At 36.0% G+C, this 18,094-nt stretch carries 21 protein-coding genes; 6 read left to right on the forward strand and 15 right to left on the reverse strand.

The annotated features are described in order from the left end of the window. Positions 1 to 170 precede the first annotated feature (170 nt). The 3 genes from polX to zapA form a co-directional block, all read right to left on the reverse strand. The gene (gene polX / locus CD172_RS00455) at positions 171 to 1,880 is read right to left on the reverse strand and encodes a DNA polymerase/3'-5' exonuclease PolX (RefSeq protein ID WP_103345125.1); all 1,710 of its coding nucleotides are present in this window, start codon (positions 1,878 to 1,880) and stop codon (positions 171 to 173) included. 75 nt (positions 1,881 to 1,955) lie between these two features. After that, positions 1,956 to 2,477 (reverse strand): CvpA family protein, encoded by a 522-nt coding sequence (locus tag CD172_RS00460; protein WP_103345126.1) that lies wholly within the window; start codon positions 2,475 to 2,477, stop codon positions 1,956 to 1,958. Between the two features lies 1 nt (position 2,478). After that, on the reverse strand, positions 2,479 to 2,745 hold the full coding sequence (zapA, locus tag CD172_RS00465) for a cell division protein ZapA (RefSeq protein WP_037566133.1): 267 nt from the start codon (positions 2,743 to 2,745) through the stop codon (positions 2,479 to 2,481). Between the two features lie 199 nt (positions 2,746 to 2,944). On the opposite strand from zapA, the gene rnhC reads away from it, so the two are divergent. After that, a complete protein-coding gene (gene rnhC / locus CD172_RS00470) occupies positions 2,945 to 3,871 on the forward strand; it encodes a ribonuclease HIII (protein ID WP_103345127.1) in 927 nt (308 codons plus the stop codon). Positions 3,872 to 4,090: 219 nt separating this feature from the next. On the opposite strand, the gene pheT is transcribed toward rnhC, so the two are convergent. The 5 genes from pheT to CD172_RS00495 all read right to left on the reverse strand — a co-directional run bounded on the left by pheT (position 4,091) and on the right by CD172_RS00495 (position 9,501). Continuing rightward, positions 4,091 to 6,496 carry a phenylalanine--tRNA ligase subunit beta gene (gene pheT, locus CD172_RS00475; RefSeq protein WP_103345128.1) on the reverse strand — a complete coding sequence of 802 codons (2,406 nt, stop codon included), beginning with the start codon at positions 6,494 to 6,496 and terminating at the stop codon, positions 4,091 to 4,093. Beyond that, positions 6,490 to 7,554, reverse strand: coding sequence for a phenylalanine--tRNA ligase subunit alpha (gene pheS, locus CD172_RS00480; RefSeq protein WP_060550828.1), 1,065 nt, complete (start codon positions 7,552 to 7,554; stop codon positions 6,490 to 6,492). Before pheS ends, pheT begins: the two co-directional genes overlap by 7 nt. Positions 7,555 to 7,852: 298 nt before the next feature. Further along, positions 7,853 to 8,599 carry a TrmH family RNA methyltransferase gene (locus CD172_RS00485; protein ID WP_103345135.1) on the reverse strand — a complete coding sequence of 249 codons (747 nt, stop codon included), beginning with the start codon at positions 8,597 to 8,599 and terminating at the stop codon, positions 7,853 to 7,855. A 143-nt stretch (positions 8,600 to 8,742) separates the two neighbouring features. After that, entirely contained in the window at positions 8,743 to 8,916 is a 174-nt protein-coding gene (rpmF, locus tag CD172_RS00490) for a 50S ribosomal protein L32 (RefSeq protein WP_037566118.1), read from the reverse strand. Positions 8,917 to 8,958: 42 nt separating this feature from the next. Continuing rightward, positions 8,959 to 9,501 carry a YceD family protein gene (locus CD172_RS00495; protein WP_037566113.1) on the reverse strand — a complete coding sequence of 181 codons (543 nt, stop codon included), beginning with the start codon at positions 9,499 to 9,501 and terminating at the stop codon, positions 8,959 to 8,961. Positions 9,502 to 9,627: 126 nt separating this feature from the next. On the opposite strand from CD172_RS00495, the gene CD172_RS00500 reads away from it, so the two are divergent. After that, positions 9,628 to 10,764 carry a nucleotidyltransferase gene (locus CD172_RS00500; protein WP_103345129.1) on the forward strand — a complete coding sequence of 379 codons (1,137 nt, stop codon included), beginning with the start codon at positions 9,628 to 9,630 and terminating at the stop codon, positions 10,762 to 10,764. Positions 10,765 to 10,849: 85 nt separating this feature from the next. On the opposite strand, the gene coaD is transcribed toward CD172_RS00500, so the two are convergent. Together coaD and rsmD are read right to left on the reverse strand one after the other, a co-directional pair. Then, the gene (coaD, locus tag CD172_RS00505) at positions 10,850 to 11,344 is read right to left on the reverse strand and encodes a pantetheine-phosphate adenylyltransferase (protein ID WP_103345130.1); all 495 of its coding nucleotides are present in this window, start codon (positions 11,342 to 11,344) and stop codon (positions 10,850 to 10,852) included. Further along, positions 11,337 to 11,888, reverse strand: coding sequence for a 16S rRNA (guanine(966)-N(2))-methyltransferase RsmD (gene rsmD / locus CD172_RS00510; protein ID WP_060552467.1), 552 nt, complete (start codon positions 11,886 to 11,888; stop codon positions 11,337 to 11,339). The genes coaD and rsmD overlap by 8 nt, the downstream gene beginning before the upstream one ends. Positions 11,889 to 11,947: 59 nt before the next feature. On the opposite strand from rsmD, the gene CD172_RS00515 reads away from it, so the two are divergent. Continuing rightward, on the forward strand, positions 11,948 to 12,337 hold the full coding sequence (locus tag CD172_RS00515; protein WP_037566103.1) for a DUF7147 family protein: 390 nt from the start codon (positions 11,948 to 11,950) through the stop codon (positions 12,335 to 12,337). Here the strand turns inward: CD172_RS00515 and CD172_RS00520 are convergent, their stop codons facing one another. Further along, complete coding sequence (locus tag CD172_RS00520; protein ID WP_037566099.1) at positions 12,338 to 12,586, reverse strand: DUF2129 domain-containing protein; 249 nt, start codon at positions 12,584 to 12,586, stop codon at positions 12,338 to 12,340. Between the two features lie 86 nt (positions 12,587 to 12,672). Here CD172_RS00520 and CD172_RS00525 point away from each other — a divergent pair, with 86 nt between their 5' ends. After that, the gene (locus CD172_RS00525; RefSeq protein WP_103345131.1) at positions 12,673 to 13,605 is read left to right on the forward strand and encodes a glycerophosphodiester phosphodiesterase family protein; all 933 of its coding nucleotides are present in this window, start codon (positions 12,673 to 12,675) and stop codon (positions 13,603 to 13,605) included. A 108-nt stretch (positions 13,606 to 13,713) separates the two neighbouring features. Here CD172_RS00525 and CD172_RS00530 read toward each other — a convergent pair whose 3' ends face one another. The 4 genes from CD172_RS00530 to cyoE all read right to left on the reverse strand — a co-directional run bounded on the left by CD172_RS00530 (position 13,714) and on the right by cyoE (position 16,738). Beyond that, on the reverse strand, positions 13,714 to 14,151 hold the full coding sequence (locus CD172_RS00530; protein WP_103345132.1) for a YlbF/YmcA family competence regulator: 438 nt from the start codon (positions 14,149 to 14,151) through the stop codon (positions 13,714 to 13,716). Then, a complete protein-coding gene (locus CD172_RS00535) occupies positions 14,144 to 15,217 on the reverse strand; it encodes a CAP domain-containing protein (RefSeq protein WP_103345133.1) in 1,074 nt (357 codons plus the stop codon). The genes CD172_RS00530 and CD172_RS00535 overlap by 8 nt, the downstream gene beginning before the upstream one ends. Before the next feature lie 123 nt (positions 15,218 to 15,340). After that, positions 15,341 to 15,802, reverse strand: coding sequence for a DUF420 domain-containing protein (locus tag CD172_RS00540; RefSeq protein WP_103345134.1), 462 nt, complete (start codon positions 15,800 to 15,802; stop codon positions 15,341 to 15,343). 24 nt (positions 15,803 to 15,826) lie between these two features. After that, positions 15,827 to 16,738, reverse strand: coding sequence for a heme o synthase (gene cyoE / locus CD172_RS00545; protein ID WP_037566091.1), 912 nt, complete (start codon positions 16,736 to 16,738; stop codon positions 15,827 to 15,829). Positions 16,739 to 16,950: 212 nt separating this feature from the next. Here cyoE and CD172_RS00550 point away from each other — a divergent pair, with 212 nt between their 5' ends. Beyond that, positions 16,951 to 17,859: a COX15/CtaA family protein gene (locus CD172_RS00550; RefSeq protein WP_037566089.1), complete on the forward strand. Its 909-nt coding sequence runs from the start codon at positions 16,951 to 16,953 to the stop codon at positions 17,857 to 17,859. A 29-nt stretch (positions 17,860 to 17,888) separates the two neighbouring features. Next, positions 17,889 to 18,094, forward strand: a 206-nt coding sequence (locus CD172_RS12845; RefSeq protein WP_206169840.1) for a hypothetical protein, incomplete at its 3' end; no start/stop codon positions are given.

Here is an 18,094-nt window from a genome sequence, read left to right on the forward strand (position 1 = left end):
AATTTCTTAAGTACACCATTATTAATTTGATTACGTTTCTTACTTTTCTATTGTCAAGAGACGTCTATATTATAAACCCAACTGCAACAGGCACCACATTTCGGGATAATCACCTTAAAATGAATGCTTTAAAACATGCATCAATTTAATTTTCGATTCGTTACTTCAAATCATTTTACTGATTTACTTTGGCGAATAAATGCTTGAAATTGTTCTCGCGTATAAGCATTAATGACTTGTGATTTTTTTACAAATCCTTTTTGTGCTGTCGCAACACCATAATGCATAAACGCCAAATGATTTGTATGATGCGCATCTGTATTTATTGTCAGTTTAAGTTGTGGATGGGCACGTAAAATTGTAGCATTTAAATCGAGACGTTGCGGATTGGCATTGATTTCTAATGCTGTTCCCGTCTCGCTACACATTCGCACGAGTTGCTCTATATTAACTTTATAACCCTCTCGACGTCCAATAATACGCCCTGTAGGATGCGCAATATGTCGCACATATGGGTTGTAACAGGCTGTTTCTAATCGTTTCATAATATCCGCTTCACTCTGATTAAAACTTTGATGTATCGCTGCAATAACGTAGTCGAGTTGTGCTAAAACATCGTCCTCATAATCTAACGTTCCATCTGGTAAAATGTCCATCTCTGTTCCAGAATAAATATCAATTTCATTATATTCCCGATTTAAAGCTTTAATCTCTTCATTTTGTTTGAGTAATTTTTCCACACTTAAACCATTCGCTACACGTAAATTTTTGGAATGGTCAGTAATACACATGAATTCATAGCCTTTTTGTATATTGGCTTCAACCATCTCTCGTAAAGACATCGCACCATCACTTGCAGTCGTATGCATATGAATATCACCACGAATATCGTCAAGTGTAATAATATCTGAAAGATCTTTATCGAACTCTGAACCATCTTCACGCAAACTAGGTGCAATCCACTCAACATTAAAGTGTGCATATATTTCAGCTTCACTATTGAATTGAAGTAATTGTCCGTCTGAACGCTCAATCCCATATTCACTTACCTTTTCGCCTTGTGCTTTTGCTAGTTGACGAATACGAATGTTATGATCTTTCGAACCCGTAAAATGTTGCAATGTATGATAGAAAGCTTCTGGCTCAATTAAACGAAAATCAACACCTATCGTTTCGTCTTCATAACTCATTTCTAGCGAGACTTTCGTTTCACCAACAGCTACTTCCTTAACTTTATTAGGTATATTTTTTAATGCCGCTTGCACCTTTAAAGGAGCTCTAGTACTTATAATATAATCTAAATCTTTACTCATTTCTTTCATACGTCTGAAACTACCCGCGACTTCAAACCGTTCAATTTCAGGTATCGTTTTTAAGTACGTTGTGATTTTATCATTGAGTCCGCGCATCATGTTAATAGGATAATGAGATTTCTTCGCACCCATCGCTTTGACAGCTTCTAAAATATTTTGCTCTGTTTTTTTCGCAAATCCTTTTAGCTCACTTACTTTACCTGCCTCACATGCTGCTTGCAATGAAGCTTTATCTGTTATATGAAGTGATTCATACAGTTTAGCAATTTTTTTACTGCCCAATCCTTGAATTTTAAGCAATGGTATTAATCCTTCAGGTACTTCATTTTGTAAAGTTTCTAAAGTCGGAGATGTCCCCGTAGTTCGATACGTTTCAATGACTTCACCGACACCCTTACCTATATTTTTTAAGGTTGTAACATCTTCAATTTCATCTAAAGTGCGTTCATCTATTTCAAGACTTTGTGCTGCCTTACGATAAGCAGAAACTTTAAATGCATTTTCACCTTTAAGTTCCATATAAGTTGCAATATTCTCAAGTAAACGTATGATATCTTTTTTAGTCATTCAATTCACCTCATAAAAAAGAGGATGAAACGGTAAGTAATTTTTACATCGTACGCTCCAGCCTCTTAAGTTTATTTAAGTTAAAGTAAGTGTTATTTCAGATAGGATAGGAATGTGTGTAATGAACCATTTTGTTAAAGTCGCATGTTGCAAAGAGGATTGAATCAACGCATCTGGATACAGTGCCATCAATAATACTATAAAATGCAGTACAATAACACCTGAAATCAAACTCGTTATGACACCTAAAATACGTAAAGATAACAGATTACGGTGACGATAAGCCAAAGATGAGAACGTATCCAAAACGACGTGCATCAAAACTTTCACAATAAACATAATGATTAATAAACTGATAACTGCATTAAATGCATTTTCAGGTTCTTTAAATGGTAACGCGTAATGCATATGAAATGCATCCGTTTTAGGAAAGGGTACAAATAATTTTAAATATCGACTTAAGGGTCCATAAAATTGCAGTCCAACCCAAATCGAAAACATTGTACTACATAAGTGTAATAAGCTTGCGAGGAAGCCACGATAAAAGCCCAAAGCGGCATACACAAGAAGGATGGTACCGCTTATTACGATAAACATCCTAATGTCCTCTATGTTTTAAACGTTGTATTTCTTCGCGTAACTTGGCATTCTCTTCTTCTAACAAAACCAATTCATGCGTAACATTAACGGCTGTAAGTACAGCTTTACGTACGGAATCGAGTCCAGCATTACGCTGTCCCAATGTTCTAATTTTATCATCAACTAAATCCGCTACATAACGAATATGCTCAGGATCATTCTCACCAATAATCGTATAGTGCTGGTCATTAATCGTTACGTTTATTCTATTTTTAAACTCACCCATATCCTTTCACCTAGCCCTATCAATAAATTTATTCATCATCGTTCATTATACACGAGACAGTGGGTTTTGTGTATCATGGATTACGATTGACCACAATACATCACACAGTGCCTACAATCTGTGATAGGATTGAAACTGCAATATATGTAAACAATACATATCTTAGTTCATAGATGAATAAAATTAAAAGAGGGTTCTTATGGCAAATTTAGTAAAAACATTATCTCAATCAGAAATCGATCAACTGATGAAAAAAATCAAAACTGACACCTCTAAGCTCGGGCCAGGAATGATTGCTAAAGCGAAATATCAAGGTGTCACTATTAGTATATATAAATCACGTAAAGTTATGTTCCAAGGAAACAATGTAGACGCCGTTGCGACAGCATTATTAGGAGAAGCAATTACCCTACCAACTAAAAAATCAAATTCATCGTCATCAATGTCCAAATACAATCAACAAAATTGTATAGGTAGCGATGAAGCTGGCAGTGGTGACTATTTTGGTCCTCTAACCGTATGTGCTTGTTATGTAAGTCAAGCGCACATCGATATACTGAAAACACTTGGTGTGGACGATTCTAAAAAATTAAATGATGCAAAGATAGTATCACTCGCCGAGCAACTCGTTACTTATCTCCCACATTCTTTACTCGTTTTAGACAACCCTAAGTACAATGAACGTCAAGCGATGGGATGGTCTCAAGTAAAGATGAAAGCAGTTTTACATAATGAATGTATTAAAAATGTGCTCAAAAAAGTTGATAATGACGCAGTAGATGCTATTGTCATTGACCAATTTGCAGAACCTAGTGTTTATAAACGCTATGCATTAGGAACGATACCACTAGATGAACGGACACATTTTGAAACTAAGGGTGAATCAAAATCTCTTGCAATTGCAGCTGCCAGTATTATTTCACGGTATGCATTTGTCAAACATATGGATCATTTATCTCAACAAATGCATCAAACGATTTTAAAGGGTGCAAGTAGTAAAGTTGATCTTCTTGCTGCTCGTCTCATTGAGAAACATGGATTAAATCAATTAGACCTCATTACAAAAAAACATTTTAGTAATAGAAATAAAGCACTCAAATTAATTGAATCCAAACATTCAAAGTAAAGTTTTAATTCCTTATACTTCTATCAATAAAGAGGCATAACAGTGAACAAAGTTCATCTTTAAATATGATTTGTTGGCTGTTTGGATATACAGGATTGTTATTCCAATTCCTATAAAGTATTCAGAAGATTACATTCACTAGCTTTTAAATAAAGCGCACATAAAAGCGATGAAACAGCTTTAAAGCATGTTTCATCGCTTGCTTTCATGTTTTAAAATTTATCCTCTCAAAGTGGCACCTTGGTGTTCTAACGCTCTTAAGATTCCTTCATGTACCTCTGCAACTTGTGCCTCTGTTAATGTATTTTCAGTATCTAAATATTCAAGACGAATGGCTACTGACTTTTTGCCCGCTTCCATGTGTTCACCCTCATATACATCAAATACAGACGCTTGTTTTAATAAACGGCCTCCTGTATTTTCAATTGTATCAATAAGTGATGATACACGTACCTCTGTATCTACAACAAGTGCGATATCACGTGTTACACCAGGAAATTTAGGAATTTGGCTATAATTAATATAACCTACGTTAAATGTCATTATTTTTTCGTAATTTAATTCAAATACATACGTACGTCCTAAATCATAAGTTTTAGCTACAGATGGGTGTAACTCACCAATGAAGCCAATGACCTCACCTTGACATAATACTTTTGCTGTTCGACCTGGATGCAACCCATCAATTTTGGCCGTTTCATAGTCAAATGAAAGTGCCAATTTATCTGCCACTCGGTCTACAACACCTTTAACGAGATAAAAATCGACCACTTCTTTTTTAGCCTGCCATGGATTTGCGACATAATCCCCTGTCATTATTCCACTCAAATATTCAACTTCATCAGGTAATTGACCCTCGCCATTACTGAAAAAGACATTACCAATTTCATATAATGCGATATTTTGATTTTTACGTGCAACATTGTACTGTGCTGCATCGATTAAGTGAGGGATTAGACTTTGACGTAACGTTGAATGTGCTTCACTCATTGGCATTAACAATTTAATAACATCACGCGATTGTGTCGTAAATGCCGTTGCACGCTTTTCATCTACTAATGAATACGTAATGGCTTGTGATAATCCTGCCCCTTCAAGCACATGACGTACAACACGTGTTTTACGTTGACGGTCTGTTAACGCACCACTAGTCACTGTCTCAAATACAGGAAGTGATGATGGCAAATTATCATAACCATAAATACGCGCAATTTCTTCAATGATGTCTGCTTCAATTTTGATATCAGGACGGCGAGATGGCACAATCACTTGTAGCCTGTCATTTGCAACCGATGTTTTAAATCCGAGTTGTTCTAACGCTTCAATCATTTCTGATTCTGAAACGTTAAAACCAATTGTACGGTTGACTTTTTCTACAGTAATGTCAATAGTATGCGTAAAGGAACCTAAGTATCCTTGAGATACACGGCCTTGCATCACTGATCCACCAGCTAATACTTCTAAAAGATGACAGGCACGGTCTACAGCTTCATTGACAAATTCTGTTGCCAATCCTTTTTCAAAGCGGCTTGAAGATTCACTTCTTAAATTTAAACGGCGTGACGTATGACGTATCGCTACAGGATCAAATAAAGCCCCTTCTACTACAACATTTGTAGTTTGGTCTGTCACTTCTGAGAAATCGCCACCCATAACACCACCTAATGCAATCGGCTGTTCACCATTGGTGATTACAATGTCATTTTCCTGTAATTGACGTTCTTGATCATCTAAAGTAGTCATTGTTTCGCCTTCACGCGCTTGACGTACTACAATTTCATTTGAACCAATTTGGTCTTGATCAAACATATGCAATGGTTGACCATATTCAAGTAACACATAATTTGAAATATCTACAACGTTATTAATTGGTCGAATGCCTGCTTTCATTAAACGCGCTTGCATCCATTCTGGAGAAGGCGCAATTCGAACGTTTTTAACAATACGTGCACTATAATACGGAACTTTATCATCATTAAGGATTTTAACTGTCAATTCATCTTGTGCATGACCTGTTTCTACCTTGATTGACGTATCTGGTTTTTGAACTGGTTGATGATATAAAGCGCCCACTTCATATGCGGTTCCAATCATACTTAATGCATCAGAACGGTTAGGTGTAAGGTCAAATTCCATTAATTGGTCATCTAAATAAAGGGCTTTTAACGCATCCGTTCCAGGTTCAACTTGAGTAGAAAAGTTATAAATTCCTTCTTCAAAAGCCTTAGGCACAACATTGCTCGCTAGGCCAATTTCTTGTAACGAACAAATCATCCCTTCAGATACTTGACCACGTAATTTCGCGCGTTTAATTTTCACGCCACCTGGTAGTCGACCACCCACTTTAGCCACAATGACTGTTTGTCCAGCACCAACGTTAGGCGCACCACAAACGATTTGAACAGGTTCTGTTTCGCCGATATTCACTTGACATACATTTAATTTATCAGCATCAGGATGCTTTTGTATTGCTTCGACATAGCCTACTACTAAATTTTTAATATTTGCAGTGAAATCTACTATATCATCAACCTCAATACCAGAACGTGTAATGCGTTCAGCTAAATCTTCAATCGATACATCAACATCTACATAGGATTCTAACCACTCTTTTGAAATTAACATGTTGTTTCACCTCTATCTTCCACTGCTTTAAATTGGTCTAAGAAACGTACGTCATTTGTGTAGAAATGACGAATATCTTCGATGCCATATTTCAACATAGCGATACGGTCTGGTCCCATACCAAAGGCAAATCCTGAGTAACGTTTTGAATCAAAACCTGCCATTTCAAGTACGTTAGGATGAACCATACCTGCACCTAAAATTTCAATCCAACCTGTTTGTTTACAAACATTACAACCTTTTCCTTTACATTTAAAACATGATACGTCAACTTCAACAGATGGTTCAGTAAATGGGAAATAACTTGGACGTAATCGAATTTCACGATCTGCACCAAATAAGGATTTAGCTAATAGTTCTAATGTTCCTTTTAAATCACTCATCTTAATGTTTTCATCCACAACAAGTCCTTCAATTTGTGTGAATTGATGACTATGTGTAGCATCATCAGAATCACGACGATACACTTTACCCGGACAAATAATTTTGACTGGCCCTTTACCTTTTCTTTTTTCCATCGTACGTGCTTGCACAGGTGAGGTATGTGTACGCATTAATATGTCTTCTGTAATGTAAAAACTATCTTGCATGTCGCGTGCTGGATGTGATTTAGGCAAGTTCAATGCTTCAAAATTATAATAATCTTGTTCTACTTCATAACCAGTGACGATTTCATAACCTAACCCTAAAAACAAATCTTCAATTTCTTCAATCGTACGCGTCAGCGGATGTGTTGCTCCATTCGCAATTTGGCGACCTGGTAATGTAACGTCTATTGATTCTTCAGCAAGTTGTTGATTTAAACTTTCTTCAGCTAAATAAGCTTGTCTTTCGTCAATAGCCTGAGTAATAGCTTGACGCACATCATTAACCTGTTGTCCATATGCTGGCTTTTCTTCTTTAGGTAAATCCTTCATATTTTTCATTAATCCTGTAACAAGACCCTTTTTACCTAAATATTTGACCTTCACATCTTGTAACACTTTTTCACTATCGGCATGTTGTATCGCTCCAAGTGCTTCGGTTTTGATTTGCACCATTTCATCTGTGTGTGACATAATAATCCTCCTTAAAAAATAAAAAGACCCCGTCCTATACTTGGGACGAAGTCTTTCCGTGGTACCACCCAGTTTTATGTAGTCTTCTACATACACTCTGAATTTATGTGGGTAACGGGTCATAAGCCCGACTTAAATTTCTTTAAGTAGCTAAAAAGGTGAAAAAAACGTTACACAATTGAGGTGACTTTCAGTTAATGTCAACCTTCCCTATACAATTGCCCCGTATCGTTTCCGTCTTTTTGTAAGCAAAATATTCATTTCAATACTTCAATTATATACAGGAGTATTTTTAGGGTCAACCCTTTAAATGAAACATTAAAATCCCGGCTGCGATCGCTACGTTTAAACTTTCTGCACGCCCATAGATGGGTATAGTAACGTTTTGTGTCGTAGCTTTTAGAATTTCATCACTTATACCTTCACCTTCGTTACCCAAAACCAGTGCAAAAGTATTTTGTTGCTTCTCTAAACTGTGATAAGAGACCGCATCAACTAGAGCTGTTCCATAAACAGGTCCATTAAATTGATGAATAAATGCTACTACGTCATCTACAACCATCACTGGAATATGAAAGACACTCCCTTGACTTGCACGTAATACTTTATCCGAATATACATCTGCAGTGCCCTTAGAAAGAATAACAGCATCTAGGCCCGCTGCATCAGCAGTTCGAATTAGCGTCCCTACATTCCCAGGGTCTTGTAAGCGATCAAGAATCAACACTTGTCGTGCATCTTTGATTTGAGACTCAGGTTTTTTAATAATCGCAAAAATACCTTGAGGAGTGACAGTACCCGCAAGCGTCTCAGCAACTTTCATATTAATTTCATAAACGTGCGTACTCGCATGAATTATCGTCTCATCAACACGTTGTACGTCTAAAACAAATAGATGTTCAATTTTAATGTTATTTTGAATCGCTTCTTCTACTAAATGATAGCCTTCTAATACTGCTAACCCTTGTTTATCGCGTTCGCGCTTTTTCTTCAGTTTTTGAAATAGTTTCACTTTTGCATTTTGATTGGACGTAATTTGCTCCATATTCATTCCTCAACTCTTCATCTTTTGTCTTCATTTTATCATAGGTTCATTAACGCATCCTACTTCGATCATACTGTCACGTACTGATAAGACATAAAAAAATCGCTTCGACCAATATGTCAAAGCGATACACATCATTTCGATTATTTAGAAACGACTTCTTCACCTTTGTATGAACCACATGCTGGACATACACGGTGTGATAATTTTAATTCACCACAGTTTGGGCATTCTTGCATACCTGGTACTGCTAATTTAAAATGCGTACGGCGTTTGTTTTTTCTTGTTTTAGAAGTTCTTCTTTTTGGTACTGCCATGATTAATCCTCCCTTTTATTCATTACATATGACGCATGGATGTTAGTGTGCGCGATCACTATCATCGTAGAACTGTTGTAATTTTTGAAGCCTTGGATCGACTTTCTTATGCGACTCATCTTGTGAAGGGTCGTTATCCAAAATTTGTGTTTCGTCAACAACTTCCCAACCTTGGCCACCTGTTAACATGTCCTCACTGTCATCAGCAACGACACGCATAGGTTTTTCTAACATCACAATCTCTTCCGCGATTGCACGAAGATTGATGATGCCATCCGTCGCAAGATGATAATGTTCATCGTCCTCATCTTCGTATAAACCATCTAAATCAAACACTTCCGTCGACGTCGTATCAAATGGAACCTCTACAGGCTTAAGTGTACGAGCACATGCCATCGTATACGTACCCGTTAAATGCATCGTAGCAACGACTTCATTTGACTTTACGATTAATTCACCTTCAATGTGAACTGGCGAGATATCAATTATATCTAAAGTTCCAGCTAAATCGTTAAATTCAACAGTTTGATTAAATTTAAAAGGTTGTCCTTGGTATTTTCTTAATTGTGTTATTGACCATTTCATATGGCTTCACCTCTAACAAGCACAAAATTTATTTTAACTTTTGACGCTAAAGTTGTCAAGATTTTTTCTTAACATCTTTAGTTCTGTTACAATACTCATAATGAGACACGAAAGGAAAGAAAGCAAATGAAAAGTGTTGCCTTCATTACAGAGTATAATCCCTTTCATAACGGCCATCTTTATCATGCGCAACAATCTAAAAAGATAACAAATGCTGACGTTTCGATTGCAATCATGAGTGGTCATTTCATGATGCGTGGAATGCCTTCAATGTTTTCAAAGTTTACACGCACAAAGATGGCTTTGCATGGCGTTGACCTTGTAGTTGAATTACCTTTGATAGGCAGTTTATCCTCAAGTGATCGCTTTGCAGAAATGGGAATTAAAATTGCAAAGTATTTAAATGTTAACGCCTTATCATTTGGGAGTGAAAGTGGCGACATTGACACATTGCAAACGCTGTGTGACAAATTGCTTCAATTAGAAGAAAACCCATTATTTACGCATCAAATTAAACAAGGTAAAAGTTATCCTAGAATCGTGCGCGAACTTTTAAATGATTCGACACTCGACAGTCCTAACAATATCCTTGCATTGTCGTATTTAAAGCAACTTTCAATCCAGCAAAGTACTATCCGACCTTATACGATACCACGTATGCATGCCAGTCATCATCAAAATCATATTCATCATGGTACGTTTGCGAGTGGCTCAGCGATACGCCGAGAATTAATGAATCAAAGTACCAAGTGGAAGACATGTGTGCCTGAATCGAATCTCAACTTGTTTCAGCATCCCTATACGGATACAACCATGCTTTTTCAATTGATAAAATTTGCCATTCTTCAACATGATACCAATACACTCGCCTCAATTTACACCATGAGCGAAGGTTTCGAACATCGACTTAAACGAGAAATCCGACAAGTGGACAATTATGACGCTTTAATGTCTCGATTAAAAACTAAACGTTATACGTATACTCATATTCAACGCATATTAATGAATGTATTATTAAACGTTACACGTGCAGATGTCGATACCTCTGTAAACGCAATCAGAGTTTTAGGGATGACACTTAAAGGTCAAGCATATTTAAAACAATTAAAACAACAACATCCAGATAAACACATTGTCACGAATGTTAATAAAAAGAATGCACATTATTTCAAGCAAGAGATCAAAGCCACTGAAATATACAACCTTCTCACAAACCAACAATGTACGGATTTCAACACTCCCGTCACGATATACCACACATAATTTAATCACTTTGAAAATATTGACATTACAAAAGCGCTGATGACATCTCAGCGCTTTACCATTGTATGTGATAACATTTCAATATTTAATTGTGATGATGTTGAAACTTTTTTATTAATGCTTCTTCAACTGGTTTTGGTACAAATTCTGAAATATTCGCATCATATTGTGCCACTTCTTTAACAACACTTGAACTAATAAATGAATAATCAGTTGACGTCATCATATATAACGTTTCAACTTTTGGATTTAATTTACGATTCATTGACGTTAAACGCAACTCATATTCAAAATCACTCACTGCACGTAAACCACGTATAATTGTCGTCGCACCAATCGCATCACAAAAGTCTACAAGCAAACCGCCATATGAATGGACATAGACGTTATCTAAATGTGATACAGATGCTTCAATCAGTGCAATACGTTCCTCAGAGGTGAATGTTCCTTGTTTATTACTATTGCGCAGCACACAAATATGTAATTCCTCAAAACGTTCTGCACTACGCTCAATTATATCGATGTGTCCGTACGTGATAGGGTCGAAACTCCCGGGTATAACTGCTTTTGTATTAGCCATGACTGTCTCCTTTTTCTAATAAACAAGTATCTGTTAAACCATAGTGATATCGTTTGATTTCTTTGAAGCCGTCTATTTTTATAGATTCACGATGACTAAACTCACACACGATAATACCATTATTTTTTAATAAATCAAATGCCTTTATACGCTCTAAAGCTTTATCAATTAACCCTTTTTCATAAGGTGGATCTAGGAAAATGATATCAAATTGGATGTCACGTTTACTTAATGCTTTTAATGCACGGTCAGCATTATTTTTATAAACTTCCGTTTGTGATTCTAAATGTAACTTACTAATATTTTGACGAATAATTTTAATCGCACCATAATTTTGATCGACGAAAATCATTTTATCCATACCACGTGAAAGTGCCTCAATTCCTAAGCCACCACTTCCAGCAAACAAATCTAACCCTATACCTTGAACATCGTGCAAACTGTTAAATATACCCTCTTTCACTTTATCCATGGTTGGTCGCGTATTACGCCCTTCAAGCGTATTGAGTTGTTTACTTTTATGTTTCCCTGCAATGACACGCATCATTTGACACTTCCAATCTTTTTTCATTTTTAATATAATGCCCATAAAGGAGGAACATCATGAAACAATCATTTATAGTCCTTGGGAATGGACTCACTGACTTATACGAATTTAAAACCTTAATCGCTTATAATCACCCTAGAATTGAACGCATTGTCTTTTTTCATACACCGAAATCTGAAGCTAAACGCTCTTCGGTCGCAATGATTATGAAGCCTACAGAAGGCAGATACTTTCAAGGTATATATATCATGTTAAACGCGTTAAACTATCCATATCCTGAATCTAATCGCAAATTCGAACTTATTCAATCATTCATTGAACCTTATCAAATAGAGATGGTTGGCGTAGATGTACATGAACCTGAAGCGTATCCAGAACTTGAGCTTTATTTTAATTATCTAAAAAGTGTTTTAAGATTACAGCATTGGTTACCCCCATTGGAATAACTAGAATTCATACTTTTCCTTTTCATACACTTTTTTTATCGTTTTATAAGGTGAACCCATGATGTCAGTGACATATTTGAGTTTCATTAATTTTTGAATGACGACATCCACTTGTTTTTGATCAACATACATAGCAACATACTTATGTGTTTTACTTGTCGCTACGATATGTCCGTATTTTCTAATGTGTCGCTCGTGTTTCATATTTTTTAAGTAAATGATTAATTTTTCACGTTGTACGATTTCCATATTATCACCTCGCACTTTCACGCTTATATCGTACCATGTCTGTATTCAAAACGAAAAGATAAATTTCTTATAAGGAGAAGTGAGCTATGACAAAAACGACGCGTTCATTCATAAAAGCCATCAATCACGTAAGATACTTTATAAAGAAGGATAAACAAGAAGTCATACTCAATAATGCGTGTTCCCCTTATAAGATTGCCCCTTATTTCCAACACAATCCTCCATATCTGTTAAGCCATAGAGGCGGTATGTATGAACGTCCAGAACATACACAACTTGCTTTTGACCATAGTCAGCAATTAGGGCTCACTGGTTTTGAAATTGATATCCGGCTCACTAAAGACGAGCATGTTGTCGTATTTCATGACCCGGATGTTGATCGTACAACCAATGGGTCTGGTCTTGTATGTCAACACACACTCGAAGAACTTTTAAGACTAGATGCGGGGTATCATTTTAAAGATATGGATGGCACCAAACCTTATAAGGGTCATCCTAAAGCTAAAATTATAACTTTGGCTAAGTTATTAAAACAGTACCCCAACCAATTAATTAATATTGATATTAAAGATGATCCAAAGTCATTTGTAGGCCAAATTGCAGCGGAAAGCCTTTATGAAGTGATTATGGAGCACCATGCACAACAACGCGTTTTAGTTACAAGTTTTCATAAAAAACAAATTGAACGTTTTAACCAGCTTCATCATAATAAAATTGCGACTGGAGCAAGTCAAGCTGAAGTGACCGAGGGAATCATAAAGCTATTTTTAGGATTCCCTTATTTATATAAAGGGCAAGCGCACACTTTTCAAATGCCCTTGTCCCATCGAGGAATTTCACTTATTTCTGTTAAATTAATCAATTGGTTAAATTCTAAAAATATTTTTCCAGGTTATTATGGGGTGAATCGATTGGATTTAATGGATGAATTAGTTGAAAAAGGTGTGCATACCATCGTTACCGACCGCCCTACAATAGCACATCAGTTTTTTATACGAAAAAATGATACTTCTAATTAACTTACATTAATAAAAGAAGATTCATATGCAATCATCAAGTCTTTTTGACTATGTAAAAACGCCTTTCAAATGACACATTAACTTGTGCTTTGAAAGGCGCTTTTCATTTTAATGCGATTGACATCGACAAGCTTCACCAGTGGCACAACCATGAGCAAGCTTATCAAACAACGGCGTACCCGCGTCCACTTTGACATGTTCTGAAATACTCGTAGCTAAAATCGTTATAACTTCATCAATTAATTGCTGTAACGCTGTCTCCGCTTTTTTAAAAGCAATAACAGTTGGATGCATTTCATAAGCTCTTTTAGCCTGTCTCGTACATACCATCACACTTTGATAATCTGGATGATAACGTCCAAAACGTTGTACCTCATTGTACCTTTGACGTTCCACTAAAAATGATTGATACAAGCGTTGTGCAGTTTCATCATCTTTTAAACATTGATGCGCCAACTGATATTGATGTGCCAACTCAGAGTCTCTAATCATATCACCAAGTTCATCCGTGCGATCTAAAATTGTCATCAATGCGTCGTTAAACATGCGCATCATCCTCCTCTAGAAAAATGAGTATGAAATATTGACGATCGATTTCGCCGCCCATTGTCGTATATTTTTCATTTAGCATTCTCGAACGATGGGCATCTGAATTCATCCAACTATGTGTAAGCGTCGGAATATCATTGAAATTGTACGCCACATTTTGTGAAACACTATGATAATGTAAATCCGTCTGATCTAATACATTCATTAAACTCGATTCTGTAAATGAGCGATTGTCTGTGGATAATGTGTTAAACAAATTAACATTCGCTACACTTTCAAGCTTACCTTCAACTTTCAATGGCTTTTGATGATATAACTGGCGCATCTCATTCGTTAATTCATACAAAGTTAAACGTTGGTTAACATCTTGGTCCGGATTTTTATGCGCTTCTTTTTGATTCACTTCATCCTCTGTTAAAACATCTGTCTCATTTTGCTTATATGGGTTCATCGCGACCAATGCTTCTTTGTCTAAAAAACGCAACCCAATCACACGATTTGTTTGTTGATCTATAAATACTTGCGCATAAATATCACCAAATTGAATTAATGCTTGTGTTTTAATATCTTTATCAGAAAGTTCATAGTGATATTGGCGTCCATTGAGACTAAATTGAGGTTCCGTATTAAATGAGAAGTTGTTATATAAATGGTCAGCACGTGAATGAATGTCAATCGGGCCTGTTTGAGATTTAGAACCTTCGCCTGTGACATATACAGATTTCACCTTATTATTTTTCGCTGTAATGATAAGATACATATGTTTTCTGTGAAAAATATAATTTTTAAAATCATGATCAAATGAGTACGTACGATCCGCTTGCCCATATTTTTTTGTTACTTTATCCATTGTTGTGCCTACGAGCGTACCTACCCCACTCTTTAACTTAGGATTTTCTCCTTCATTTGATTTAGGTTTAGGCGTATTGCTACGTTTAACCACATCTTTAGACTGATTAGGGTTTTCTAAAACGTCGAACTCAAGTTTCGGTGAGTAAAATAAATAAACTAAAAATGCGATAAGTAACATAACACCTATCACTTTGAACACGATACTTTTCATAGGCACCTCCTTCAACGCATGTGATTTTACAATATTTTCCCATTTTTTCTACAAAAGTCAAAATAATTCATATAAAAAAGGGTTGTAACGTGATATCGTACCATCAGTTACAACCTAACATAATTATAGACCAAATGTCGCTTTTATTAATGACGTCGTTTCGCCACCAGGATATAAAACATATAATAAGATGTACACTGCGACACCTGTAATCGCTGTGAAGAACCATACTAAAGAAGCTGATGGTCCAATTTTACGATGCACATGATATTTATCTTTTAAACCTGTAATAATTTGAATGAGACCAAGTACTGCACCAACTGTCGCTAATGTGATGTGACAGAATAAAAATATCGTATAGTACACTTTAATTGAATCAGGTCCACCAAACGCTGTATTACCTATAAAAATTGTGCGACTTGCATAAATTGAAAAGAATACAACAGCAAAGATTGCGGCGAATAACATCGCTTTTTTATGTTTTTCAATTTCTTTTTTCCAAATCAATCTCCAACCAATAGCGACAAAGATTGCGCTAATTACAATACACATAGTACTAATCGTAGGTAAAATTGGTATGCTCATCATTAACCCTCACTCGTTTTTCATTTAAATCATATTGATTAAAGTCATCACAACGACTAATGCAAAAAATACAACTAAATAGTTTAACGAATAAATAAACATTTTTGTTGCCCATTTGTTTTCAACAGCAGTCGCTTTAAAACTAGTTAATCCTAAATAAATCCATCCTATATTTAATAGAGTGGCAAGAACAACAAACACTATGCCAAGTTGCATCATTAAAAAAGGAATTGGCAATAATCCAACTAGCCACATAAACATTCCTAAACGTGTGCGTTGAAACCCTTTCACTGAAGGTAACATCGGAATATTGGCCATTGCATATTCATCTTTCCTCTTAATTGCTAATGCATAAAAGTGAATCGGTTGCCAACAAAAAACAACTAAAAATAACGCCCACGCTAATATGGAGAGCTGGCCATCTATAGCAGCCCACCCGATTAATGGTGGTACAGCTCCAGGAAAACTTCCAATCACTGTATTCCATGTCGTATGACGCTTTGACCAAATCGAATAGAATGAAACGTAGCCGATGACACCAGCTAAACCAATCACACCTGACGGAATGTTAAGCATGAAAAGTAGGATTTCTCCTACCACAATCATTCCTAAACTTAAAATTAAAAGATGATGATTAGAAATCCGATCGTTGACAGTAGGACGATTTTGTTTACTAGGCATGATACGGTCGATATCTTGATCGTAATAATTATTAAGTGCACATGCGCCACCCATAACCAACGTCGAACCAAGCATCATTGTAACAATTTGTGGAATGGATGCTAAAAAAGCATGGTGCGTAAATATAATGGCGAGCCAAGCCCCAGCAAACGCAGGTATCAGGTTACCTTGAACAAGGCCTAACTTGATAATCTGCTTTAATTCTTGTAAAGTTACTCGTCCTTTAGATTGAACGGTTAACTCGGATTTAGACATCATTTACCCCCCTTAAAAATTTCATATAATACAATGATATATTAAAGTGAAATACTTTACTAGATGAATCACAAAAAAAATGTGACACTTTATCGACATTCTTTGAAAGTCATGATTAAGTCACATTTATAAGTGTGTTTTTTGATATAATAAACCTAAATGTAAAATTTACGTCATTTTTTACAACTTTATGAATAACGGGGTGTTGAGCAGTGTTTAGAAAGCGAAACCTAAAGTGGCTTTCGGTCTTAGCTACTTTAATGATGGTATGGGTTCAGCTTGGTGGTGCACTTGTTACAAAAACCGGTTCTGCTGATGGTTGCGGTTCAGACTGGCCACTTTGTCACGGTGCTTTTTTACCTGAAAACCTCCCGATAGAAACGATTATTGAGCTGAGTCATCGCGCTGTGTCTGGACTCTCACTACTCATCGTTCTTTGGCTTGTGATTACATCTTGGAAGCATATCGGGCATATAAAAGAAGTAAAACCATTATGTAAAATTAGTGTTGGTTTCTTATTAATACAAGCATTAATCGGGGCTGCCGCAGTGATGTGGCAACAAAATGATTATATATTAGCACTACATTTTGGAATATCTTTGATCAGTTTCTCATCGGTATTTGTGTTAACGTTAATTATTTTTAATTTAGATCAAAAGTATGAAGCGAATATTGTGCATATTCGTAAACCGCTGCAACGTTTAACGTGGTTAATGGCGGGTGTGATATATGTAGCCATTTACACAGGTGCCTTAGTTCGGCATACCGACTCTAGCTTAGCTTATGGGGCATGGCCATTACCATTCAATGATTTAGTCCCACATGATATGCATGACTGGGTGCAATTAGCGCATCGCATCTTAGCATTCATTGCATTTATGACTGTTATGTTTGTTTACATCCATGCAGTGAAAAATTATCCTAACATTCGTACAATCACATACGGTTATACTGCAAGCTTTATTTTTATTATTCTGCAAGTCGTTACCGGTGCTTTATCAGTCATTACTAATGTAAATCTTATTATTGCTCTATTCCACGCATTGTTCATTACACTGCTCTTTGGAATGATTAGTTATTTCTTATTGCTCATATTAAGATCTAACCGTGGTGACCAATAAAATTAAAAAACAGCATCAAAGAAAAATGCATGTTTATTGACGACCATCAAAGTTCTTTTATGAATTTTGGTGGTTTTTTATTATTCCAAAAATGTACGTTGCATATTCATGAAAATGATGTTGAAGTGTTTTTAATCAATAAGGGGCTGGGACATAGGGTTTCAGCTTCCAAGAAAAACACCACAAAAATCACTTCAAAAGATTTTGTGGTGTTTTTTCATTTGAATTCTACTTA

This window comes from Staphylococcus agnetis, from assembly GCF_002901865.1.
Taxonomy (GTDB): Bacteria; Bacillota; Bacilli; order Staphylococcales; family Staphylococcaceae; genus Staphylococcus; species Staphylococcus agnetis.